Below are 18,342 nucleotides of genomic sequence, written 5' to 3' on the forward strand. Positions count from 1 at the left end.
GTAAAATCAACATCAATGTGAGTGTCCACACAAATTGCATGATAACTAATTGTTAAAGAACGTTAGTTGATACTCGAAGTAATTAACTAACCGAAACAAAATCTCATTCGCTTTGCTTCGTTGCTACAGGCCTTGCCTGAAGCGAGATGCGCATTCTACGCACCTGAGTTTTAATGTCAACGCTTTATTTCGTTTTTTTAAACTTTCTTTTCAGAAGATTCAAAACCCTACTTTAAAACCTTACGTTAACCAATTTGGCCTTAACCGCGTTAGATAACTTATTAAAACAGCTCGTTGGGGTTACCCCTTGGAACTGGAGCGCATTTTAGAGATTTTTGGCTTCACGTCAACACCTAAAATGCATTTAATTACGAATAAAGGTTTGTTTGCTTTTTAATTAAACAAGACGTTGCATTTTCGTTCTAATAAGACAAAAGAAGCGCTTAATAGCGCTTCTTATTATGAATGTTTTACACGTGCTTTATAGAACAAGTGCTAAAGCTAGTAAGAGAAAATTATTAGTACTAGTTTATATATGAGTAATTTACCCTATTTAGGGGTGTCAGATTTTGACTTTGTATCTGTCTGTTCGGTTTCTGAAGCTTTACTTTCAGGATAACGGTGGAAGTCTGCATCTTGATCGTCACCTACTACATGCTCTAATTTCAATTTTTTTACTGATCGGATAGTAGTAAATGGCCCAGAACAAGCATATAAACCAAAAATAATAAGTAGAATGTTTTCCGGACTAGAAGCAATGACAACAAAGGCTAACACTATCAATAATACAACAACAAAATTTACCTTACCTTTCCAATCGACTTCTTTAAAACTGTTGTATCTAAAGTTACTGACCATCAATAAACCAAGAACGATGGTAATAAGGCCAATAATATACCCATAATCCTGTCCGTTAATTTTATATTCACTACCCACCCAGACGATACTGGCAATTACAGCAGCGGCAGCCGGACTTGCTAAGCCTTGAAAGTATCGTTTATCAGCAACTCCAACTTGGGTATTAAAACGTGCAAGTCGCAAGGCAGCACAAGCAACATAAACGAATGCAGCTAACCAACCAAACTTACCAAAACTTGAAAGTGCCCAATTATATGCCACTATCCCTGGCGCTATACCAAACGACAACATATCAGCCATACTATCATATTCTGCGCCAAACTCACTTTGGGTATTAGTCATTCGAGCAACCCTGCCATCTAAGCCATCGAAAATCATGGCAATAAAGATAGCAACCGCAGCGCTAATAAAGTGGCCATTCATTGAAGATACAACGGCGTAAAATCCTGAAAAAAGCCCTGCAGTAGTCAATAAGTTAGGTAATAGATAAATACCACGCGTTGGCAACGGATCATCATTATTTGTGTTTGGCATAAATAAAACCGATATAAGTTAAAGTGAATAATTAAGTGATAATCTAGCATAAGTTTAATTATTAACGGTAGCTGTAGTACAAATGAATGATTAATAAAAAGATAAAAATTTGTAAACTGGTCTTTGTGTTGTTATAAAACACTATGGATATTAAATTTTAGTCGCCAATAAGTATTACTCACACTATTTATGTAATAATTAAGGCAGTTAGTATTAATTTATGGATAGGTACCGTTATGAACATTAAAGCATTATCACTATTTTTAGTCATATTGGTGTATTTCGATGTTTCTGCAGCTGAACAACTTACGGTTTATCGTTGGGTCGACAAAGAGAACGTAGTTCATTTTAGTCAACATCAGCCAGACCATGATGACTATATTGAAATTAGCATGGCAAACAATAAGAAATCTTCCACTATAATAGATAAAGCAAATGCGCCTGAGTCGTATAAGATAAGTAATAACAATTTTAGCGATGGTAATGCTAAAACTGATCTTGATAATGAACTTAATGATGGCAAATGTGTTACTGCACGTGAAAACATAAATACATTACAAAACTTTGATAACATTCAATACAAAGATGAAAAGGGTAATGTAAGGATATTGACTGCGTTAGATAAGCAACAACAATTAGAGATGAATAACAAACAGGCCGAAGTTTATTGTACTAATTAGTTCAATAAATTTTTCGACCTGCTTGCGAAGTCATATAGCTTAAAAGATAATATTAGTCCTCATGAGCTTTGACGATAAATTTCAATTCATTATCACCGAGTTCTACTAATATATGGTCACCGGCTGAGAATTCGTTAGCAAGTAATTTATGTGCTAATGGATTTTCTATTTCTTGTTGAATAGAACGTTTTAAAGGTCTAGCACCAAAAATTGGGTCAAACCCTGCCGCTGCAACAAAAGATAATGCCTCTTCTGATAATGTCATGGTTATATCTCTTTCTTCTAATCGCTTAGTTAAAGCCGAGATTTGAATACTAGCGATACTTTTAATTTGCTCAGCAAGTAATGGGTGAAACACTACCGTTTCATCAACCCTATTTATAAACTCAGGTTTAAAGTGATTGCCTAGTTCCGCTATCACTCGAGCTTTCATCTGCTGATATTGACTGTCATCACCATATTCTTGAATAATATCTGAGCCAATATTTGAGGTCATAATTATTACGGTATTTTTAAAGTCTACTGTGCGCCCTTGCCCGTCAGTTAAACGTCCGTCGTCTAAAACTTGCAGTAAAATATTAAAAACATCAGGGTGCGCTTTTTCAATTTCATCAAGTAAAATAACAGAATAAGGTTTACGCCTTACTGCCTCAGTTAAGTAACCACCTTCTTCATATCCAACATAGCCTGGAGGTGCTCCTACTAAACGCGCGACTGAGTGCTTCTCCATAAACTCTGACATGTCGACTCGTACCAGCGAGTTTTCACTATCAAATAGAAAATGCGCCAGTGCTTTAGTCAATTCTGTTTTACCAACACCAGTAGGCCCAAGAAATAGGAATGATCCTATGGGTTGATCTGGATCGGCCAAACCCGCTCTTGAGCGACGAATAGCATTAGATACTGAAACCACTGCCTCTGATTGTCCAATAACCCGTTTGTGAAGGTTATCTTCCATATGTAATAATTTATCACTCTCACCTTCGAGCATTTTTGCTACCGGAATTCCCGTTGCTCGGCTTAATACGTCTGCTATTTCAACATCAGTAACTTTGTTACGTAGTAAGGTCATTTCTTGCATTTCTGCTTGGCTAGCCAGATCTAGCTGTTTTTCAAGATCTGGAATGCGACTATATTGTAATTCGGCCATGGTATTAAGATCGCCAACACGTCGAGCCGCTTCGAGTTCAATACGTGCGTGCTCTAAATCAGTTTTAATAGCTTGTGTACCGTGCAATGCCGCTTTTTCAGTTTTCCATATTTCATCTAATTCGTCATAACTGGCTTGGCAGGTAGCGATATCATCTGAGATTAAATCCAAACGCTTTTTAGAGGCAGGATCTGAATCTTTCGACAAGGCGCGTTGTTCTAGTTTTAATTGAATTAAGCGGCGCTCTAATCTATCTAAATTTTCTGGCTTAGAGTCCATTTGCATTCGAATACTAGAAGCCGCTTCATCGATAAGATCAATGGCTTTATCTGGCAGTTGACGGTCACTAACATATCGATGCGACAATGTGGCCGCAGCAACAATAGCAGGATCGGTTATTTCAACATTATGATGGAGTTCGTAGCGTTCCTTCAGACCACGTAATATAGCAATGGTGTCTTCTACACTCGGCTCGTCTACCAATACCTTTTGAAAACGTCGCTCTAATGCGGCATCTTTTTCAATATATTGGCGATATTCATCTAACGTTGTTGCACCAACACAATGTAAGTCACCACGAGCAAGCGCAGGTTTTAACATATTACCTGCGTCCATAGCACCGTCGCTTTTACCCGCTCCAACCATAGTATGCAGTTCATCAATAAATAAAATAACTTGCCCTTCGAGTTGGCTTAACTCGCTCAGTACGGCTTTAAGGCGTTCTTCAAATTCTCCACGATATTTAGCGCCGGCAACAAGTGCGCCCATATCAAGTGATAAAACCCGTTTATTTCGAATACCTTCTGGTACTTCATGATCAACAATACGTTGGGCTAGGCCTTCAACAATCGCCGTTTTACCTACACCTGGTTGGCCAATTAATACCGGGTTATTTTTAGTGCGGCGTTGTAATACCTGAATGGTTCGCCTAATTTCATCATCGCGACCAATAACTGGGTCCAACTTGCCTTGCTCTGCTCGCTCGGTTAAATCAACTGTATATTTATCAAGTGCTTGACGTACTTCTTCAGCATTAGCATCATCAACATTTTTACCACCTCTAATATGTACTATTGCGTCTTGTACACGTTGTTCACTGGCACCTAAGCTCTTTAAAATTTGGCCTAGTTTGCCTTTATCTTGTAACGCCGCCAGAATAAATATTTCTGAGGAGATAAATTTATCGCCATGCTTTTGGGCAAATTTATCGCAAAGATTTAGAATATTCCCCATTGCAGAAGACAACTGTACTTCACCGCCCGTACCAGAAACTTGCGCTAGCTCTGCTATAGCAGCTTCAACTTGCGTTCTTAACGTTCGTACATTAATACCGGCACTTTTTAATAATGGAATAATACTGCTAGCGTTTTGGTTTAATAACGCCAGCATTAAATGAATTGGCTCGATAAATTGATGGTCTTTACCTAATGCGATGGATTGTGCATCAGATATTGCTACTTGAAAAGTCTGGGTAAATCGTTCTAAACGCATTAACGTTCTCCTAATGCCATATTACTGGGCTTACACTATAGTTACCTATGACATATAGACAGTCAGGAGCATTTTCAAGCAAAGAACAACGAAAAACTTTGATATAGGTCAATTGATAGGCTTTATAAAAATAGAGAGGATAACGATTAATTTAAACAGATTACGCTAGCCATGCGTCCGGTTTTTCCATCTCTTCGATAAGAATAATATTTATCGCTATGCTCAAAAGTACACTCCGCAAGTTCGGCCACACTTTTCACACCTAATACAGATAGTTGTAATTCGGCAATTAACTGCAAATTAGCAAGATACTTTAACGGTTCTATATCATCATTTACTCGCGCTATAGGTTGAAAAGCAGCATTGAACTTTGACGATATTTGGCAGAACACCTGTTTTACATCTTCACCAACTTCAAAAGCTGCTGGACCAATACAAGGTCCCAACCACGCAAAAATTTCATCTGCAGGGCTATGCATTGTTGAGATTGTTCGCTCAATTATATTTGCGGCTAGTGGTCGCCAACCAGCATGAATTGCAGCAATTTCGCTACCATTTTGGTTTGATAACAAAATAGGTAAACAATCGGCTGTCATTATGGCTAAAGCAATATGTCTATGACGTGTTATCGCTGCATCTGCAACAATAGGCGTATTATCATGTTTTTCAAGCACCACAACATTATTACCATGAACTTGTTCTAACCATTGAATTTTTGTCTTGTTAGGAAGGTATTTAAGTAGTGACTTTCTGTTTTGAGCAACCACATCAGCACAATCACCAACATGGTCACCTAAATTAAAAGCATTAAATTCTGGTGGGTTGTTTTTTGTACTGGCTATATTTACTAGTGAATACTCAGCATTGCTAGATTTTGGTGGGCTATTGGCTGGTAAACGGGTAGTAGTAATGGCCAACACATTGCTTGTTGGCCATTTAATATATACTAAATTATCAGGTAACTTAGTAATCACTATCGATGAGGTGAATTTTAGTATCTTTTCGCAACATATCAGCTAACGCTACCATATCTTCAGGTACATCCGCGTGCCAGGTCATTTGCTCACCTGTTATTGGGTGATACAAAGATAACATTGCCGCATGTAAAGCTTGGCGCTTAAATTGTCGTAGCATTTCACGTAACTCTTCCGATGCATTTTTTGGTGGACGAGGACGCCCGCCATAAACAGGATCACCCACCAGTGGATGAGTAATATGCGCCATATGAACACGAATTTGATGGGTTCGGCCAGTCTCCAAACGTAAACGTAAACGGGTATGTAACCTGAACTTTTCCATTACACGATAATGCGTTACTGAAGGGCGACCTGAATGAGTTACCGCCATATGAGTACGTTTAGTCGCGTGACGGCCAATTGGCTCATCAACCAAACCACCGGCGGTCATAATACCACTGGCAATAGCTTCGTATTCACGGGTAATTTCACGCGCTTGCAATGATTCAACTAGGTTTGTTTGAGCAGCAATCGTTTTTGCCACCACCATTAACCCGGTAGTATCTTTATCTAAACGATGAACAATACCAGCACGAGGCACAACATCTAGTTGTGGACAATGATGTAGCAAAGCATTTAGAACGGTTCCATCAGGGTTGCCGGCACCTGGGTGCACCACAAAACCTGCAGGTTTGTTGATAACTAAAATATCATCATCTTCATAAATTATGTTTAAAGGTAAATCTTGTGCCTGAAAGCGCACTTCTGACTCAACTTCAGTGTCAATGGCAATAAGTTCACCACCGAACATTTTTTCTCGGGCTTTGTCGATAACGACGCCATCAACCGTAACATGACCGGCTAAAATCCACTCTTTTAAACGTGAACGTGAATAATCAGGGAACATTTCGGCCAATGTCTGGTCGAAACGTTTACCTAAGCATGATTCGGGAACCGTGTCCCGGTGTTGAATTATCTCAGCCATTAAACTCTCTATTAATTAGCACTGTGCAAGGCAGGATTGCTAGGTTAGAATGCCAGTGCTTATTTTACCTCTTTGCTAAAGCAATTACATTAAGTAATTATAGTGAGGAAGATATTTATTTTAACTAAAACAAAGTAGTGATATCAAAGTCTATGGAAAAAGTGACAATAAAAATAATGTGCCTTGCATTAGTGTTAGCATTAGCTGGCTGTTCAGGTACAAGCGAAAAAGATATTAAAAAGGTGCCGGACAAATCAGCTCAAGCATTATTTGCTGACGCTAGAGGGTCACTTGATAATGGATTATATAAAAAAGCGATCCAAATTTTATCGGCGATAGATTCTCGATTTCCTTATGGGCCAATCTCTCATCAAGTGCAATTAGATTTAATCTATGCATATTACAAAAGTGGCAATGCAGCACAAGGATTGGCACTTACCGATAGATTTTTGCGACTCAACCCTGCACATACAAACTTAGACTATGTCTACTATATGCGTGCGCTAATAAACGTTGCTACCCAAGACAATTTATTTCAGAACTTAGCAGGCATAGATCGTTCAGACCGAGATCCTACTGCCGCGCGTGATGCCTTCAAAGATTTAAAAATCGTATTAGAGAAGTACCCTAACAGTAAATATGCTGCCGACTCTCGCCAACGTATGATTGGCATAAAATCACGCTTAGCAAAATATGAATTGTCTGTTGCGCGTTATTATTTAAAGCGTGAAGCATATGTTTCTTCTGCTAACCGAGGAAAGTATATTGTTGAATATTTCTCACCTAGCCCAGAAACTGAAGACGCATTAGAAATAATGATTGTTTGTTACGAAAAGTTAGGCTTAACTGACTTACAGATTAATGCTAAACAAGTATTAGCAGCAAATTACCCTAATAATCCGTTAGTGGCTAAGTAAACTGTTTAATCACTGAGTTAGATAATTCAGTGCAAATACTTTAGTACAACATTGATCAAAAATACCAGCATTTGCTGGTATTTTTTTTACTAAAGTCGCACTACAATTTAAATCGCTTCTTCGTCTTCTTCGCCGGTACGAATACGAATGACACGTTCAACATCAGTTATAAAAATCTTACCATCGCCAATTTTTCCTGTTTGTGCCGTTTCTAAAATTGTATTTACACAGCGTTCAACATTTTCTTTTTTCACCACAATTTCCAATTTCACTTTTGGCAAAAAATCCACCATATATTCTGCGCCGCGATAAAGCTCTGTATGCCCCTTTTGACGTCCAAAGCCTTTTACTTCAGATACTGTCATTCCTGTCACACCAATTTCGCCCAGTGCCTCACGTACATCATCCATTTTAAATGGTTTAATTATCGCTTCTATCTTTTTCATCTTTGCAGCCTATTGGTTGATTCACGCTTCAGCATATTACTGATAATTATTATTATCTACATCGCAGTTTAATATCAAGCAATTGTACACAGAATTAGCTTATAGCTATAGTGCAAAAATTCTAATCGAAGATAGACTTTGTTACACTAGGTCCTGCTGTAATAAATCAGCTTTGAAGTTATAAGTCACATATTACCCAAAGGAAATATCATGAACGCCCAGGCAATAATCAATGAAATGAAAGTATTACCTGAAATTGATGCTATGTTTGAAATTGAACGTCGAGTTAATTTTATCAAAAATAAGTTAATACAATCGGGGCTTAAGTCCCTTGTTTTAGGTATAAGTGGCGGCGTTGATTCCTCTACCTGTGGGCGTTTAGCCCAACTCGCCATCGACGCTTTAAATAGTGAAAGCGCTGAAAAAAAGCCTATTTATAAATTTATTGCCGTAAGACTTCCGTTTAATATTCAAGCAGACGAAGATGACGCACAACTCGCACTTGAGTTTATAAAACCTAGCCACAGCTTAACCACTAATATCTTCGCTGGCGCTGAAGGCATTCATAACGAAACCCTAAATGCATTGCAAAGAGCTGATATTTTAACCGCTACTGTTGAGCAAATAGATTTCTCTAAAGGTAATGTAAAAGCTCGTTCTCGCATGGTAATGCAATATCATATTGCAGGGATTATGGGGGGATTAGTACTAGGCACAGATCACTCGGCAGAAAATATTACCGGATTTTTTACTAAATGGGGTGACGGAGCCTGCGATTTAGCGCCTTTATTTGGTTTATCAAAACGCCAAGTAAAGCAACTCGCCAGTACTTTAGGAGCTCCAATTCAATTAATTGATAAAGCCCCAACTGCTGATTTAGAAGAATTAACGCCAAGCAAAAAAGATGAAGATGCATTAGGGTTGAGTTACGACCAATTAGATGATTTCTTAGAAGGTAAGAATAAGGATAAATTAGTTGAAGAAAAAATTATTGCTATCTATATGAAAACTCAACATAAGCGCTCTGCAATTCCAACAATATATTAAAATTAGCTAATTAAATTTGGAAAATTTCGATATTTTTGACTATAACTAGCACTGCAAAGTTTATTCAACTAAAGGAATGGTTGTTATGTCAAAGTATAATGGATTTACAATTATCGAAACAATGGTTGCGCTAGCTATATTGCTAAGTTTAATTTCCATTGGTGTTCCTAGTCTAAATAATTTCATTGTTTATACTCGTGTAGACAATGAAATATCAACCCTGCATCGTCTCATTTTAATTACACGAAATAGTGCCTTATCCAATAATACTAGCGTTACGCTATGCCCGTTAAATAGCCAAGGTAAATGCAAAAATTTATGGCACCAAGAGCTGAGTGTATTTACTGATAATAACAATAATAAAATATATGAACCTGAGTTAAATGAGCAGCTTGTCGCTAATAAACCGGCAATAAAAGCCGGAGATAAACTACAATACGGCAAAACACGTATTAGTTTAACTTATGCTTCAACAGGTCATTTAGCTGGGTGGGGGCAGAATGCTACTTTTAGCTATTGCCCCGAATACCATAATGATAAAAACCGAGGCATTGTAGTGGCGAGCTCAGGAAGAGCATATGCTAGCGCAGCGAATAAAACTAACAGTAAAGATACTAGGCGAACCGGCGCTAAAATAAAGTGCTATAACTAATTTATTATTGTTTAAATATTAATATTCAATTGCAATTGTTTTAATGTAACTTATTTAAATTTTATAGTTTTAACACACAGTTATTTTTAGCTTGTTATCTGTGTGGATATTCGTCAGTTTACAATTGCGCGAAAAGTTTTCATATAGCGATAACTTACTCACAAGCTAATAGCCCTGCAGTAATCAGTCACCTTCAAAGTTGACGTAAAGTGAATACCTATTTTCTCGTGAAAATACACTTATTTGTCTCTATCAATCATGCAAAATTTGCTAGCTGAGCTTAAGCAACAATGTTATAACTAAGGCATCAATCTTAACTGTAGCTGTAGTTATGTCTAAGTTATATATGAATAAACCTCAAAATAAAAAGCTAATTAAAGGCTTCACCATAGTCGAGTTACTTGTTGGTATTGCTATTATTGGTATATTAACAGCAATTGCTAGCCCTAGTTTAAGTCAGTTTATGGTGCAATCAAGAGTAGATAATGAAGTAAGTGAAATTCATCGTTTAATTTTAGCGGCCAGAAGTAGTGCCATTAATAGTGGTAGAAATGTTACCCTCTGCCCATTAAGTGGTACAACTTGCAGTGCTAACTGGCAAAATGAACTTAGTGTTTTTATCAATAGTGACAACACTCTAGCTAACAATAATAGTTTTGTCAGTGCAAACGAAGAATTAATTAAAGTTAAAGGAAAAATTAATACTGGTGATAAATTGCAGTTCAGCCAAAACCTTATTATTTTTGCACCAACGGGCCGCTTAATCTCTGGTGGCAATGGTAATTTTAGTTATTGTCCAAAAGGTAATAATGATTTATCACGTGGTGTTGAAATATCTCTATCAGGTCGGATTTATGCGACTTCTGACACAGATAATGATGGCAAAGATGAAAATAGAAATGGCACTGAAGTTAATTGTAGTTGATATATATGCCCAGTAAAGGCTACTGGGCAGAAACTAAGTTAATGATCAGAAGGGGATAATTAACGAGGTTGTTTATCAAATAATTGATTCGCTTGCGCAGAGTTAAATTTAGCATCTAACAAGACGCACTCAAAAGCCCGTTTAACTTGCTGTTTTTTCGAAGTAAAAGGTGTTGGTATTTTCCTATTCACTAATGTATCAATAAGTTTGTTAATACGATTTTCCTTCACCGTAGCAAAATAAATAACTTGTTTACCATCCGCTAATTCAACATGACACTTAGCATCAACCTTATGCTTTTTTTCCACTTTATTTGCTGCAGAAGCATTGAAGCTAGTGTTAATAAGCACGATTAAAGTAATAAAAAATATTTTGTTTTTCATATTATTTCTCCCAACAGGCACTTGCCGGTAATTTTTTTCCTGTTTCACTAACAGATAGCGTCTGACAACTACTGTCATTTGATTTTTGTGGTTCTAGTGCTGTTGCTGTTAACACAAAGCCGCCATTGGCAAGTTCTGCATCTATACTGTAATAAGAATTTTCAGTAATAAAAGGGTCTTTACCTAGTCCTAACTTTGTCATATCAGCCGTATAGGCCCTTGTGTCAACATAAAACTGCTCTTGCATATTAGCTATTCTTAACAACTCTCTCTGAGCCTCTGTACGGTTTGAACGCGAAACAAAATCAGTATATGAAGGAAAGGCTACAGCAGCTAAAATTCCTACGATAGCAACCGCGATCAATAGCTCTACTAATGTAAAGCCATTGAATACTTTGATTTTTGACATTATTGCTCCTCTTTAATGTACAGATATGTACGCATGGTTTGCAGGGTAAAAGGAGTATTAACTACCTTTCTGCCAACAATAATATTGCCAATAGTTTCACCACTATCATCAGGTACAACAATTAACGTTGGTGCACCTAAAAATTGTTCACTAATTATTATACTTCTTTTGGCATCATCAGGTGGGCCATCATCAGTGCCGTCGCCAGTGCCGTCATTTTTCTTCCAATTATAAACTGCAGTACCTAAAGCTAAATCGACTGCATATAATAATCCTGTTCCGTTAGGTTGTTCGCATCGAACAATGGTTGGATCTAAGTTAGGCGGAATAAATGTGGTAAAAAAAGCGACGCCATTAATAACAATGGCCTCTGCAGTACTTTTTTCACCTGAGCCTGCAAGGTTTATATACCAGCCCGATTTTTTGCTAACCGCAATTGCTAATGTATCTCGTTCTTTCGGTGTAAGCGTTTTACCAAAAGGATTATCTGTATAGTTATACAAATCACTTTTTAACAGAGCTGTAGGTGCTTTTGGCTCTACTGCACTATAAAAAGACTTTGTCTTAATATGTTCATCTTTAATCATAAAGAATGTATCACTAGTATCGGTACCTAATGGATTTGATCTGTCTCCACTACCAATAAGTACTGCGTCATAAGGTTTTTCTTGATGACTCACAATAGTGGTTGTTAGCCCGTCGATATCAGTTACGTTTGTTTCAATAGTTTCACTGATAAAGGTACGTACAATAGATGGCTCATTAAAAAAGCGTAAATCAGTCTCATTTGTTGTGCCGCCTAGTTCAGCTAATTTAAAGACGGTCCATGGATCTTCCGTGTCAATCGGATTAGCGCCTGGCATATCGACACGCCAGACATTACCGCCGGTATCGCCAGTGTAAAGCCGGTCAGTTAAGCCATCACCGTCACTGTCTAGTATGCCAATGCTTGATGGAATACTATCAGTGCCACTAAAAGTGGTGCTAGAATTTTCTGGTGCTAAACTCCATTTTAGTGTGCCGCTTTCAGCATCTACCATATAAATAGCACGACCTGTTACATCAGCAGTTCCAGGTGAATTTGAGTCTTTTGCGGCATCATAACCACCGCCGAAGAATAATACGGGTGCAGCAACTGCACTATCGCCAGAGCCTGTAATATTGACTTTAGAATAACCCAGTTTTGGTTGAGACCAAGATTGCCCTAACTCACCAAACCCTGTTGATAAAGCATCAATATGCCAGAGTTTACTGGGTGCACTTGGATCACTAATATCTAGTGCGTAATAAGATGTGCCACCGCGGCGTAAGCCAAAGAATATCCAAACTTTATCGGTACCATTGATGATACCGTCGCCATTTTTATCTTGTGTATACGAGGTAATATTACCATCTATCCCATAAATTTTTTCAGCTGCAGAGTAATTCTCTCTTAAAGGCTTAATGTTTTTAAAAAACTCTTTCGGCATAAAAGCCCAGTTTTCATCAACAGTGTCACCTTTGTCTTCAAACATATGAAGCACACCGGCATTTGTACCTATGACAATGCGAATGCTATCTCCATAATTAACCACTAATGGTTTAGAGTGGAGTGGATCAGCAAAGACATCAGGTCGCATTTTAGGCTTAGTGCCATCGGGTAATTTAACATTATCAACATTTTCACCCTTTGCCCAATCTAAATAAGTATTAACATCATCCTCATGAACATCTAATTCTGTTGCTAGCTCTGCGCTACCACCAAGCGATGTTTCAGCTTGGGTTTTGGTTAATAATGCCAGTGCACCGTTAGCACCTATATCACTATAAATGACTCTGTTGTTTTTTTTACGTAACATATCAGCAACGCCGCCTTCTGGTACTTCATTACCATCTTTAGCGTTATCTGGCGACCAAAAACTGGTTACCTCTGGCGAAAAGTGACCACTATTTGCATCAAGTGCTAACTTGTCATGTTTACCGATTTGATTACCACTGACCACCTTGTATTTTTTAAGATTACCTTGCCAGCGCGGTCCATTTTCAGGCTGAAACATAGCATAATAAACAGAGTTTAAGGTTTCAGTGCGATCAAAATTATTAGCAGCAACAGATGCTGACGTTAAGCTGTCATTACTTGGCTCTAAACTTTCTAATGCGTTTAATAAAGCAGATGTAAGCTGTGCACTATCTGAAGCAGGATAATAATCACCCCCACCTAATCTAGCTGTTTCTTTTAATAATGGCGCCGCATCAAGTGCACCTTCACTAAAGCCAATGGTATAGGTTGAGACCGTTTGCTTACCGGGTAAACTGGTATTAATATCATTTAAATTCATCCACTCAGCAACGCCAGCTAAATAATTACCAGCAAACTTACTACCGCTAAAAGTTACTGTTTCGCCTTCTTCAATGGTTGTAAGTGCTTCAATTTTACTGTCAGCACCATTATCAAAAGTTGGTGCACCGTCAGTAATTAATATGACAAAAGCTTTACTGCTACAATTTGAAAAAGGCGTAATGTATTTCCCTGAAGATTCAATTGAAAGATCCCTCGGAGGTACATTTGCCGTATATGCAAGAGCACCGTCCTCGAAATAAAGATCAACATCATCATCACCAAAATCTACATTTTTACCGGCAAAATACTGTTGGGCTTCGTAAAGCGATTCACACAGCGGCGTCCAGGTTCTTGAAGAGACTTTATTATTAACTATATCTAGAAATTCAGCCTCACTGGCATCTGTCATTTTTTGGATACCAAAAGCTACGCGCCCACCATTGGGGTGATTTGCATCATCACCATAATTGTAGTTAAACACTTGTAAACCAAAGTCGATAGAAGGAGCTGCTTTGACAACATTGGCAATACTCTTTTTTGCAATTTCCATGCGTGTTGTCAGTGTTTGTGCAATTGCCTCACCATGGTGCCAGCGTAAATAGTTATCAGTGTATAGTGTTACATATTGGCCCGACCAATCAACGTTCGAAACAAGAGGAGTCGCGGTATGGTAAATAGGGGCTGCTTTAGTCCCAACATAATTAATTGGGTAACCTTGGGGTAAGCTTTCAATATTTGTAGGGTCAGACTTTAAGACATCATCTTCACAATCAATAACTTCAATGTTAGCCCCGTTATTATCAGGAATTTCATTCCAACTGCCTGATGTGCCTTTAAAACTATATTCGCGTATATGGCCTGAATAAAAGCCAGTTTCAGCTAATATTTTTCTCGCTGTTTCACAGCTATTAATGCCATCTAAAAAACGACGTGACTCATTATTTTTATCGGGTACAGGTAGGCCTCCACCGCCATCAGAGCCGCCTTTTGTGAAATAAATAAAACGCTCATCTAATGAGTTATCGTTGCCAATAGCTGGATAAGGTTCAGTAGGGTCATAATCTTCATTTACAGAAAGCGCGGTTCCCATACTGCCAGAGTTATCAAAAATAATAAGTACTTGGGTTTTATTGCCAGCCTGCTTTACGGCATTGCTAACGTATAACTCGATATCTTCACTAAAAGATACGCTTGATATTAATAATAGGCTTGTGGCCAGAATTCTTTTCATTTTTAACTCCAGTATTTAGCGGAAACACCTGAAATATTAGCGTAAAAGTTGCTGAGCAACCCCTGTATTTACTTCAACTTCATTGGTGTTTTTTCGTCCGTACTTTCGGACCACTTGCACGCGTAGCACATTACAAGTGAATACTTGTGCTGATGAAGCAGATCTGGAGTGGGGGCAATCCGGTTCTAGCTCAAGGTCATTGTTGGCAATATTAATATTTGCCGTGGTATCAATACCGGTGTTTGTAATATCTAAACTACCAGTAACATTTCGAAAGTTTTCGTCTTTAAAGCGAACTACAGGCGATGCAAACCTGTTATTACCGACAGCTGCGTTCACTTGTCGAAAAATTACCTCATCGCTAGCACTTATTGCTTCTTGTGTAGCAACGACTTTTTCTTCACTAGCGCCTGACATTTTCATGTCTGAGGTGGAGTTTTGCATTAAAGCCGCGGCAACAGCGGTTAAGGCAATAAGAAATACCAGTGCTACGATCAGTACCACACCTCTTTGTCGGCTAAAAGAACGGCTATTGCTAATCAAATAGTATGGATAAATCGTTCTAGTTACCATGAGTCAACTCCTGCATTATATAAAGTTACCGTAGAGTTGAATAATAATCGACGATAATTGTCATTAAAAGTAACCGGCAAATCACCTAAATTATAAGTATTAGTATTAGTATATTTGTTATCTGGCAGAATGCTACGTGACAGTACATAAATACGTACAGATAAAACTCTATTGTTATTACCATTATCCCATTGAGTTAGAGTCATGTTATCTGCTGAAAGAAAAGTATTAACAATACCATAACCAGCAGTACCGGGAGCGTCGGTGTCTATGCCATACATAAAGCGAATCCTTTCAATACCATCAATAATAGGATCAAAAGTCATATTGGTTGTTAAGCGCCCTTGCATTAAAACAGGTACCGTGTTGTTGCCCTGTGCTTCTTCTCTAACATAGTAAATATGATGTTGATACTCCCAAAGCTGGCTATTCGACACCGTGGGTACCGCAGCACCTGTAAATATTTCTGCTTCATTTATATTTGAAATTATATAGTAGTTGTTGCTTGTGCTTGTTGCTAAAGGATCAGATATTGCCCGTTTTAATTGAATAATATCAGAATCTTTTTTTGCATCGTCAATACAGCCCATAATAGAGCTACTAGTTACCTTTTGGCCCCAAATCGTTCTAAAGTGCCCAATGGCATTAGGAAAAGTGCCATTATTTAAGCCTTCTCCTAAGCATTCATTACCAGGTGCTCCGGGTACTGCATTTAACATTGAAACATCTAAAGTGCCGGTATAATCCCCCCAAAAGTTTTGCCTTAATAAATCATCACTAAGTACACTTAAGGCAAACCGACCATTTTCCTGTAACTCGCCATAAGTTGCGGTTTCTTGAGTGGTGGTTTTCATGCCAACAAAAACGCTGAGTATGCCCGCAAAAAGTGCTAAACCAATAGCAAGGGAAATAAATATTTCTATTAAGGTATAACCACGTTGATTTTTCATATTAATTTATAAACGCCTTAACAATAACTTGTCGTCTTTTGGAACCAGCAGTACCACAACTATCTTTATTACCATCGGCTATTTCTGTGCGCCCTTCCCAGCTTACCACTACAGTTACCGCATTCAAAGCCTGACTAATACAACCTCTGACACCAGTTAAACCCGCGCGATTGTTACCGTCATTCACAACATCAGCGCCCATAAGCGACACTTCCCACTCATATTGATCATTGGTGACCATTTCTGTTGGCGTGCATAATCCAGCAAGTGTATTACAGCGTTTATCTGGCGGAGTATTGAGAGTTTCGCCGTAGTCTGTAGCAGCATAAGCTGCTAATGCATTCGGATTATTACTGCGCATGCGCTCGACAATATCTTGCGCAAGTGCAGATGCAACAGAGCGTTGCATGGCATCAAAGCTACCTTTTTTAGCTGAAGCTTGCATTGCTACTGCACCTAAAATACCAGTAACTAAAATAAAAACGGCAACCAACACTTCAATAAATGTCATGCCTTTGCTTAAATGTGAGGAACGGTAAAATGAATTATTCAATATTTAATCTCCCTTTAAATAAGAATAAGTGAAAAAAAGATGCTATTACTATAGCTGAAAAATTAAATAGATTGAAATAGGTATTTTGAGGCACAACAAAGGGAGAGTAGTGATTTGAAAAACCGCTACTTGAAATAAATCTATATGTGTTAAAAATCACATTGGTGAACTGCATTAACCCATACCTTAAATTATTATGACGAGTAATTTTCCTTATATTCAGCCTTTACTACTCGAAAATGCTAATTGGCAGCTATAATTGATTTCTTATGTTTACAAAACCAATACAGGCTATAACTGCAAATAATATCTCTTAAGACTAGCGTAATTCTATCGGCACCGCAAATACAGTATTTTCTGCTCTGCCTGGGTATTCAATAACCTCTTGACCACCAAGGGATTTAAGCGCTTCTATAACTTGCTGAACCAATATAGCTGGTGCTGAAGCACCTGCAGTTACACCTACTTTTTCAATACCTTCTAACCATAAAACATCAATATCAGCTGCCGTATCAATTAAATATGACGTGGTACCAATTTTTTCTGCTAACTCCCGCAGGCGGTTAGAGTTAGAGCTATTTTTAGCGCCAACAACAAGTAATAGGTCTACTTGTTCTGCGATTGCACGCACAGCATCTTGACGGTTTTGTGTTGCATAACAAATGTCGTCTTTACGTGGCCCTTGAATTAACGGAAATTTTTTTCTTAAAGCGTCGATAACATCACTTGTATCATCTACCGATAAGGTAGTTTGGCTACAATAATAAAGTTTTTCAGGATTTTTTATTTCAAGTGTTGCAACATCTTCAGTCGATTCAACTAAATAAATACCACCTTGGGTACTTTCATATTGACCCATAGTACCTTCAACTTCAGGATGACCTGCATGGCCGATAAGAATACATTCGATGTCTTTTCGGCTAGTGCGTGATACTTCCATATGAACTTTAGTCACCAAAGGACAAGTGGCGTCAAACACTTTTAATCCACGGTTTTTCGCTTCGTTACGAACAGCTTTTGACACACCATGAGCGCTAAATATTACCGTACTGTCGTCAGGAACTTCGTTTAGTTCATCAACAAATACTGCCCCACGATCTTTTAATCCATTAACAACAAACTTGTTATGTACCACTTCATGGCGCACGTAAATAGGTGCTTCAAATAAATCTAGAGCTCTATCAACGATACTTATTGCCCGGTCAACACCAGCACAAAAACCTCTAGGGTTAGCTAAAATAATTTCCATAATATTCTCATTATTGCTTAACTTACTAAACTG

General features: G+C 38.1%; 17 protein-coding genes. 5 read left to right on the forward strand and 12 right to left on the reverse strand.

What is annotated here, in order from left to right; genetic code table 11:
- Positions 1–549: 549 nt before the first annotated feature.
- Entirely contained in the window at positions 550–1,392 is an 843-nt protein-coding gene (gene pssA, locus H4J38_RS12760; RefSeq protein ID WP_182132208.1) for a CDP-diacylglycerol--serine O-phosphatidyltransferase, read from the reverse strand.
- Between the two features lie 236 nt (positions 1,393–1,628).
- On the opposite strand from pssA, the gene H4J38_RS12765 reads away from it, so the two are divergent.
- The gene (locus H4J38_RS12765) at positions 1,629–2,072 is read left to right on the forward strand and encodes a DUF4124 domain-containing protein (RefSeq protein ID WP_182132209.1); all 444 of its coding nucleotides are present in this window, start codon (positions 1,629–1,631) and stop codon (positions 2,070–2,072) included.
- Positions 2,073–2,124: 52 nt separating this feature from the next.
- On the opposite strand, the gene clpB is transcribed toward H4J38_RS12765, so the two are convergent.
- The 3 genes from clpB to rluD form a co-directional block, all read right to left on the reverse strand.
- The gene (gene clpB, locus H4J38_RS12770; RefSeq protein ID WP_182132210.1) at positions 2,125–4,713 is read right to left on the reverse strand and encodes an ATP-dependent chaperone ClpB; all 2,589 of its coding nucleotides are present in this window, start codon (positions 4,711–4,713) and stop codon (positions 2,125–2,127) included.
- Positions 4,714–4,859: 146 nt separating this feature from the next.
- The gene (gene pgeF, locus H4J38_RS12775; RefSeq protein WP_404842617.1) at positions 4,860–5,633 is read right to left on the reverse strand and encodes a peptidoglycan editing factor PgeF; all 774 of its coding nucleotides are present in this window, start codon (positions 5,631–5,633) and stop codon (positions 4,860–4,862) included.
- A gap of 43 nt (positions 5,634–5,676) precedes the next feature.
- Positions 5,677–6,654, reverse strand: a complete 978-nt coding sequence (rluD, locus tag H4J38_RS12780) for a 23S rRNA pseudouridine(1911/1915/1917) synthase RluD (protein WP_182132212.1) — start codon at positions 6,652–6,654, stop codon at positions 5,677–5,679.
- Positions 6,655–6,806: 152 nt separating this feature from the next.
- Here rluD and H4J38_RS12785 point away from each other — a divergent pair, with 152 nt between their 5' ends.
- Positions 6,807–7,571: an outer membrane protein assembly factor BamD gene (locus tag H4J38_RS12785; protein ID WP_182132213.1), complete on the forward strand. Its 765-nt coding sequence runs from the start codon at positions 6,807–6,809 to the stop codon at positions 7,569–7,571.
- Between the two features lie 107 nt (positions 7,572–7,678).
- Here H4J38_RS12785 and glnB read toward each other — a convergent pair whose 3' ends face one another.
- Positions 7,679–8,017 carry a nitrogen regulatory protein P-II gene (glnB, locus tag H4J38_RS12790; RefSeq protein ID WP_077287161.1) on the reverse strand — a complete coding sequence of 113 codons (339 nt, stop codon included), beginning with the start codon at positions 8,015–8,017 and terminating at the stop codon, positions 7,679–7,681.
- Between the two features lie 210 nt (positions 8,018–8,227).
- Here glnB and nadE point away from each other — a divergent pair, with 210 nt between their 5' ends.
- From nadE to H4J38_RS12805, 3 genes are all read left to right on the forward strand, one after another.
- Positions 8,228–9,064 (forward strand): ammonia-dependent NAD(+) synthetase, encoded by an 837-nt coding sequence (gene nadE, locus H4J38_RS12795; protein ID WP_182132214.1) that lies wholly within the window; start codon positions 8,228–8,230, stop codon positions 9,062–9,064.
- Positions 9,065–9,149: 85 nt separating this feature from the next.
- Entirely contained in the window at positions 9,150–9,716 is a 567-nt protein-coding gene (locus tag H4J38_RS12800) for a GspH/FimT family pseudopilin (RefSeq protein ID WP_182132215.1), read from the forward strand.
- A gap of 346 nt (positions 9,717–10,062) precedes the next feature.
- Positions 10,063–10,641 (forward strand): GspH/FimT family pseudopilin, encoded by a 579-nt coding sequence (locus H4J38_RS12805; protein ID WP_220465547.1) that lies wholly within the window; start codon positions 10,063–10,065, stop codon positions 10,639–10,641.
- A gap of 59 nt (positions 10,642–10,700) precedes the next feature.
- Here the strand turns inward: H4J38_RS12805 and H4J38_RS12810 are convergent, their stop codons facing one another.
- From H4J38_RS12810 to ispH, 7 genes are all read right to left on the reverse strand, one after another.
- Positions 10,701–11,024 (reverse strand): TapY2 family type IVa secretion system protein, encoded by a 324-nt coding sequence (locus H4J38_RS12810; protein ID WP_182132217.1) that lies wholly within the window; start codon positions 11,022–11,024, stop codon positions 10,701–10,703.
- A 1-nt stretch (position 11,025) separates the two neighbouring features.
- Positions 11,026–11,433, reverse strand: coding sequence for a type IV pilin protein (locus H4J38_RS12815; protein WP_220465548.1), 408 nt, complete (start codon positions 11,431–11,433; stop codon positions 11,026–11,028).
- Positions 11,433–14,984, reverse strand: coding sequence for a pilus assembly protein (locus H4J38_RS12820; RefSeq protein WP_182132218.1), 3,552 nt, complete (start codon positions 14,982–14,984; stop codon positions 11,433–11,435). Before H4J38_RS12820 ends, H4J38_RS12815 begins: the two co-directional genes overlap by 1 nt.
- A gap of 36 nt (positions 14,985–15,020) precedes the next feature.
- On the reverse strand, positions 15,021–15,557 hold the full coding sequence (locus H4J38_RS12825) for a PilX N-terminal domain-containing pilus assembly protein (protein ID WP_182132219.1): 537 nt from the start codon (positions 15,555–15,557) through the stop codon (positions 15,021–15,023).
- Positions 15,551–16,507, reverse strand: a complete 957-nt coding sequence (locus H4J38_RS12830) for a PilW family protein (protein WP_182132220.1) — start codon at positions 16,505–16,507, stop codon at positions 15,551–15,553. Before H4J38_RS12830 ends, H4J38_RS12825 begins: the two co-directional genes overlap by 7 nt.
- 1 nt (position 16,508) lies before the next feature.
- Positions 16,509–17,060 carry a type IV pilus modification protein PilV gene (pilV, locus tag H4J38_RS12835; protein WP_182132221.1) on the reverse strand — a complete coding sequence of 184 codons (552 nt, stop codon included), beginning with the start codon at positions 17,058–17,060 and terminating at the stop codon, positions 16,509–16,511.
- A 319-nt stretch (positions 17,061–17,379) separates the two neighbouring features.
- Complete coding sequence (gene ispH / locus H4J38_RS12840; protein WP_182132222.1) at positions 17,380–18,309, reverse strand: 4-hydroxy-3-methylbut-2-enyl diphosphate reductase; 930 nt, start codon at positions 18,307–18,309, stop codon at positions 17,380–17,382.
- Between the last annotated feature and the right edge of the window lie 33 nt (positions 18,310–18,342).

The organism is Colwellia sp. BRX10-3 (assembly GCF_014077505.1).
In the GTDB taxonomy this organism is placed as follows: Bacteria; Pseudomonadota; Gammaproteobacteria; order Enterobacterales; family Alteromonadaceae; genus Cognaticolwellia.

What these genes read in the sequence shown, in the direction of transcription:
- H4J38_RS12830 (WP_182132220.1), bottom strand. Translation starts at nt 16,507, where the DNA reads ATGAAAAATCAACGTGGTTATACCTTAATAGAAATATTTATTTCCCTT.
- H4J38_RS12810 (WP_182132217.1), bottom strand. Translation starts at nt 11,024, where the DNA reads ATGAAAAACAAAATATTTTTTATTACTTTAATCGTGCTTATTAACACT.
- H4J38_RS12815 (WP_220465548.1), bottom strand. Translation starts at nt 11,433, where the DNA reads ATGTCAAAAATCAAAGTATTCAATGGCTTTACATTAGTAGAGCTATTG.
- glnB (WP_077287161.1), bottom strand. Translation starts at nt 8,017, where the DNA reads ATGAAAAAGATAGAAGCGATAATTAAACCATTTAAAATGGATGATGTA.
- rluD (WP_182132212.1), bottom strand. Translation starts at nt 6,654, where the DNA reads ATGGCTGAGATAATTCAACACCGGGACACGGTTCCCGAATCATGCTTA.
- clpB (WP_182132210.1), bottom strand. Translation starts at nt 4,713, where the DNA reads ATGCGTTTAGAACGATTTACCCAGACTTTTCAAGTAGCAATATCTGAT.
- nadE (WP_182132214.1), top strand. Translation starts at nt 8,228, where the DNA reads ATGAACGCCCAGGCAATAATCAATGAAATGAAAGTATTACCTGAAATT.
- H4J38_RS12825 (WP_182132219.1), bottom strand. Translation starts at nt 15,557, where the DNA reads ATGGTAACTAGAACGATTTATCCATACTATTTGATTAGCAATAGCCGT.
- H4J38_RS12805 (WP_220465547.1), top strand. Translation starts at nt 10,063, where the DNA reads ATGAATAAACCTCAAAATAAAAAGCTAATTAAAGGCTTCACCATAGTC.
- pssA (WP_182132208.1), bottom strand. Translation starts at nt 1,392, where the DNA reads ATGCCAAACACAAATAATGATGATCCGTTGCCAACGCGTGGTATTTAT.
- H4J38_RS12820 (WP_182132218.1), bottom strand. Translation starts at nt 14,984, where the DNA reads ATGAAAAGAATTCTGGCCACAAGCCTATTATTAATATCAAGCGTATCT.
- H4J38_RS12800 (WP_182132215.1), top strand. Translation starts at nt 9,150, where the DNA reads ATGTCAAAGTATAATGGATTTACAATTATCGAAACAATGGTTGCGCTA.
- ispH (WP_182132222.1), bottom strand. Translation starts at nt 18,309, where the DNA reads ATGGAAATTATTTTAGCTAACCCTAGAGGTTTTTGTGCTGGTGTTGAC.
- H4J38_RS12785 (WP_182132213.1), top strand. Translation starts at nt 6,807, where the DNA reads ATGGAAAAAGTGACAATAAAAATAATGTGCCTTGCATTAGTGTTAGCA.
- H4J38_RS12765 (WP_182132209.1), top strand. Translation starts at nt 1,629, where the DNA reads ATGAACATTAAAGCATTATCACTATTTTTAGTCATATTGGTGTATTTC.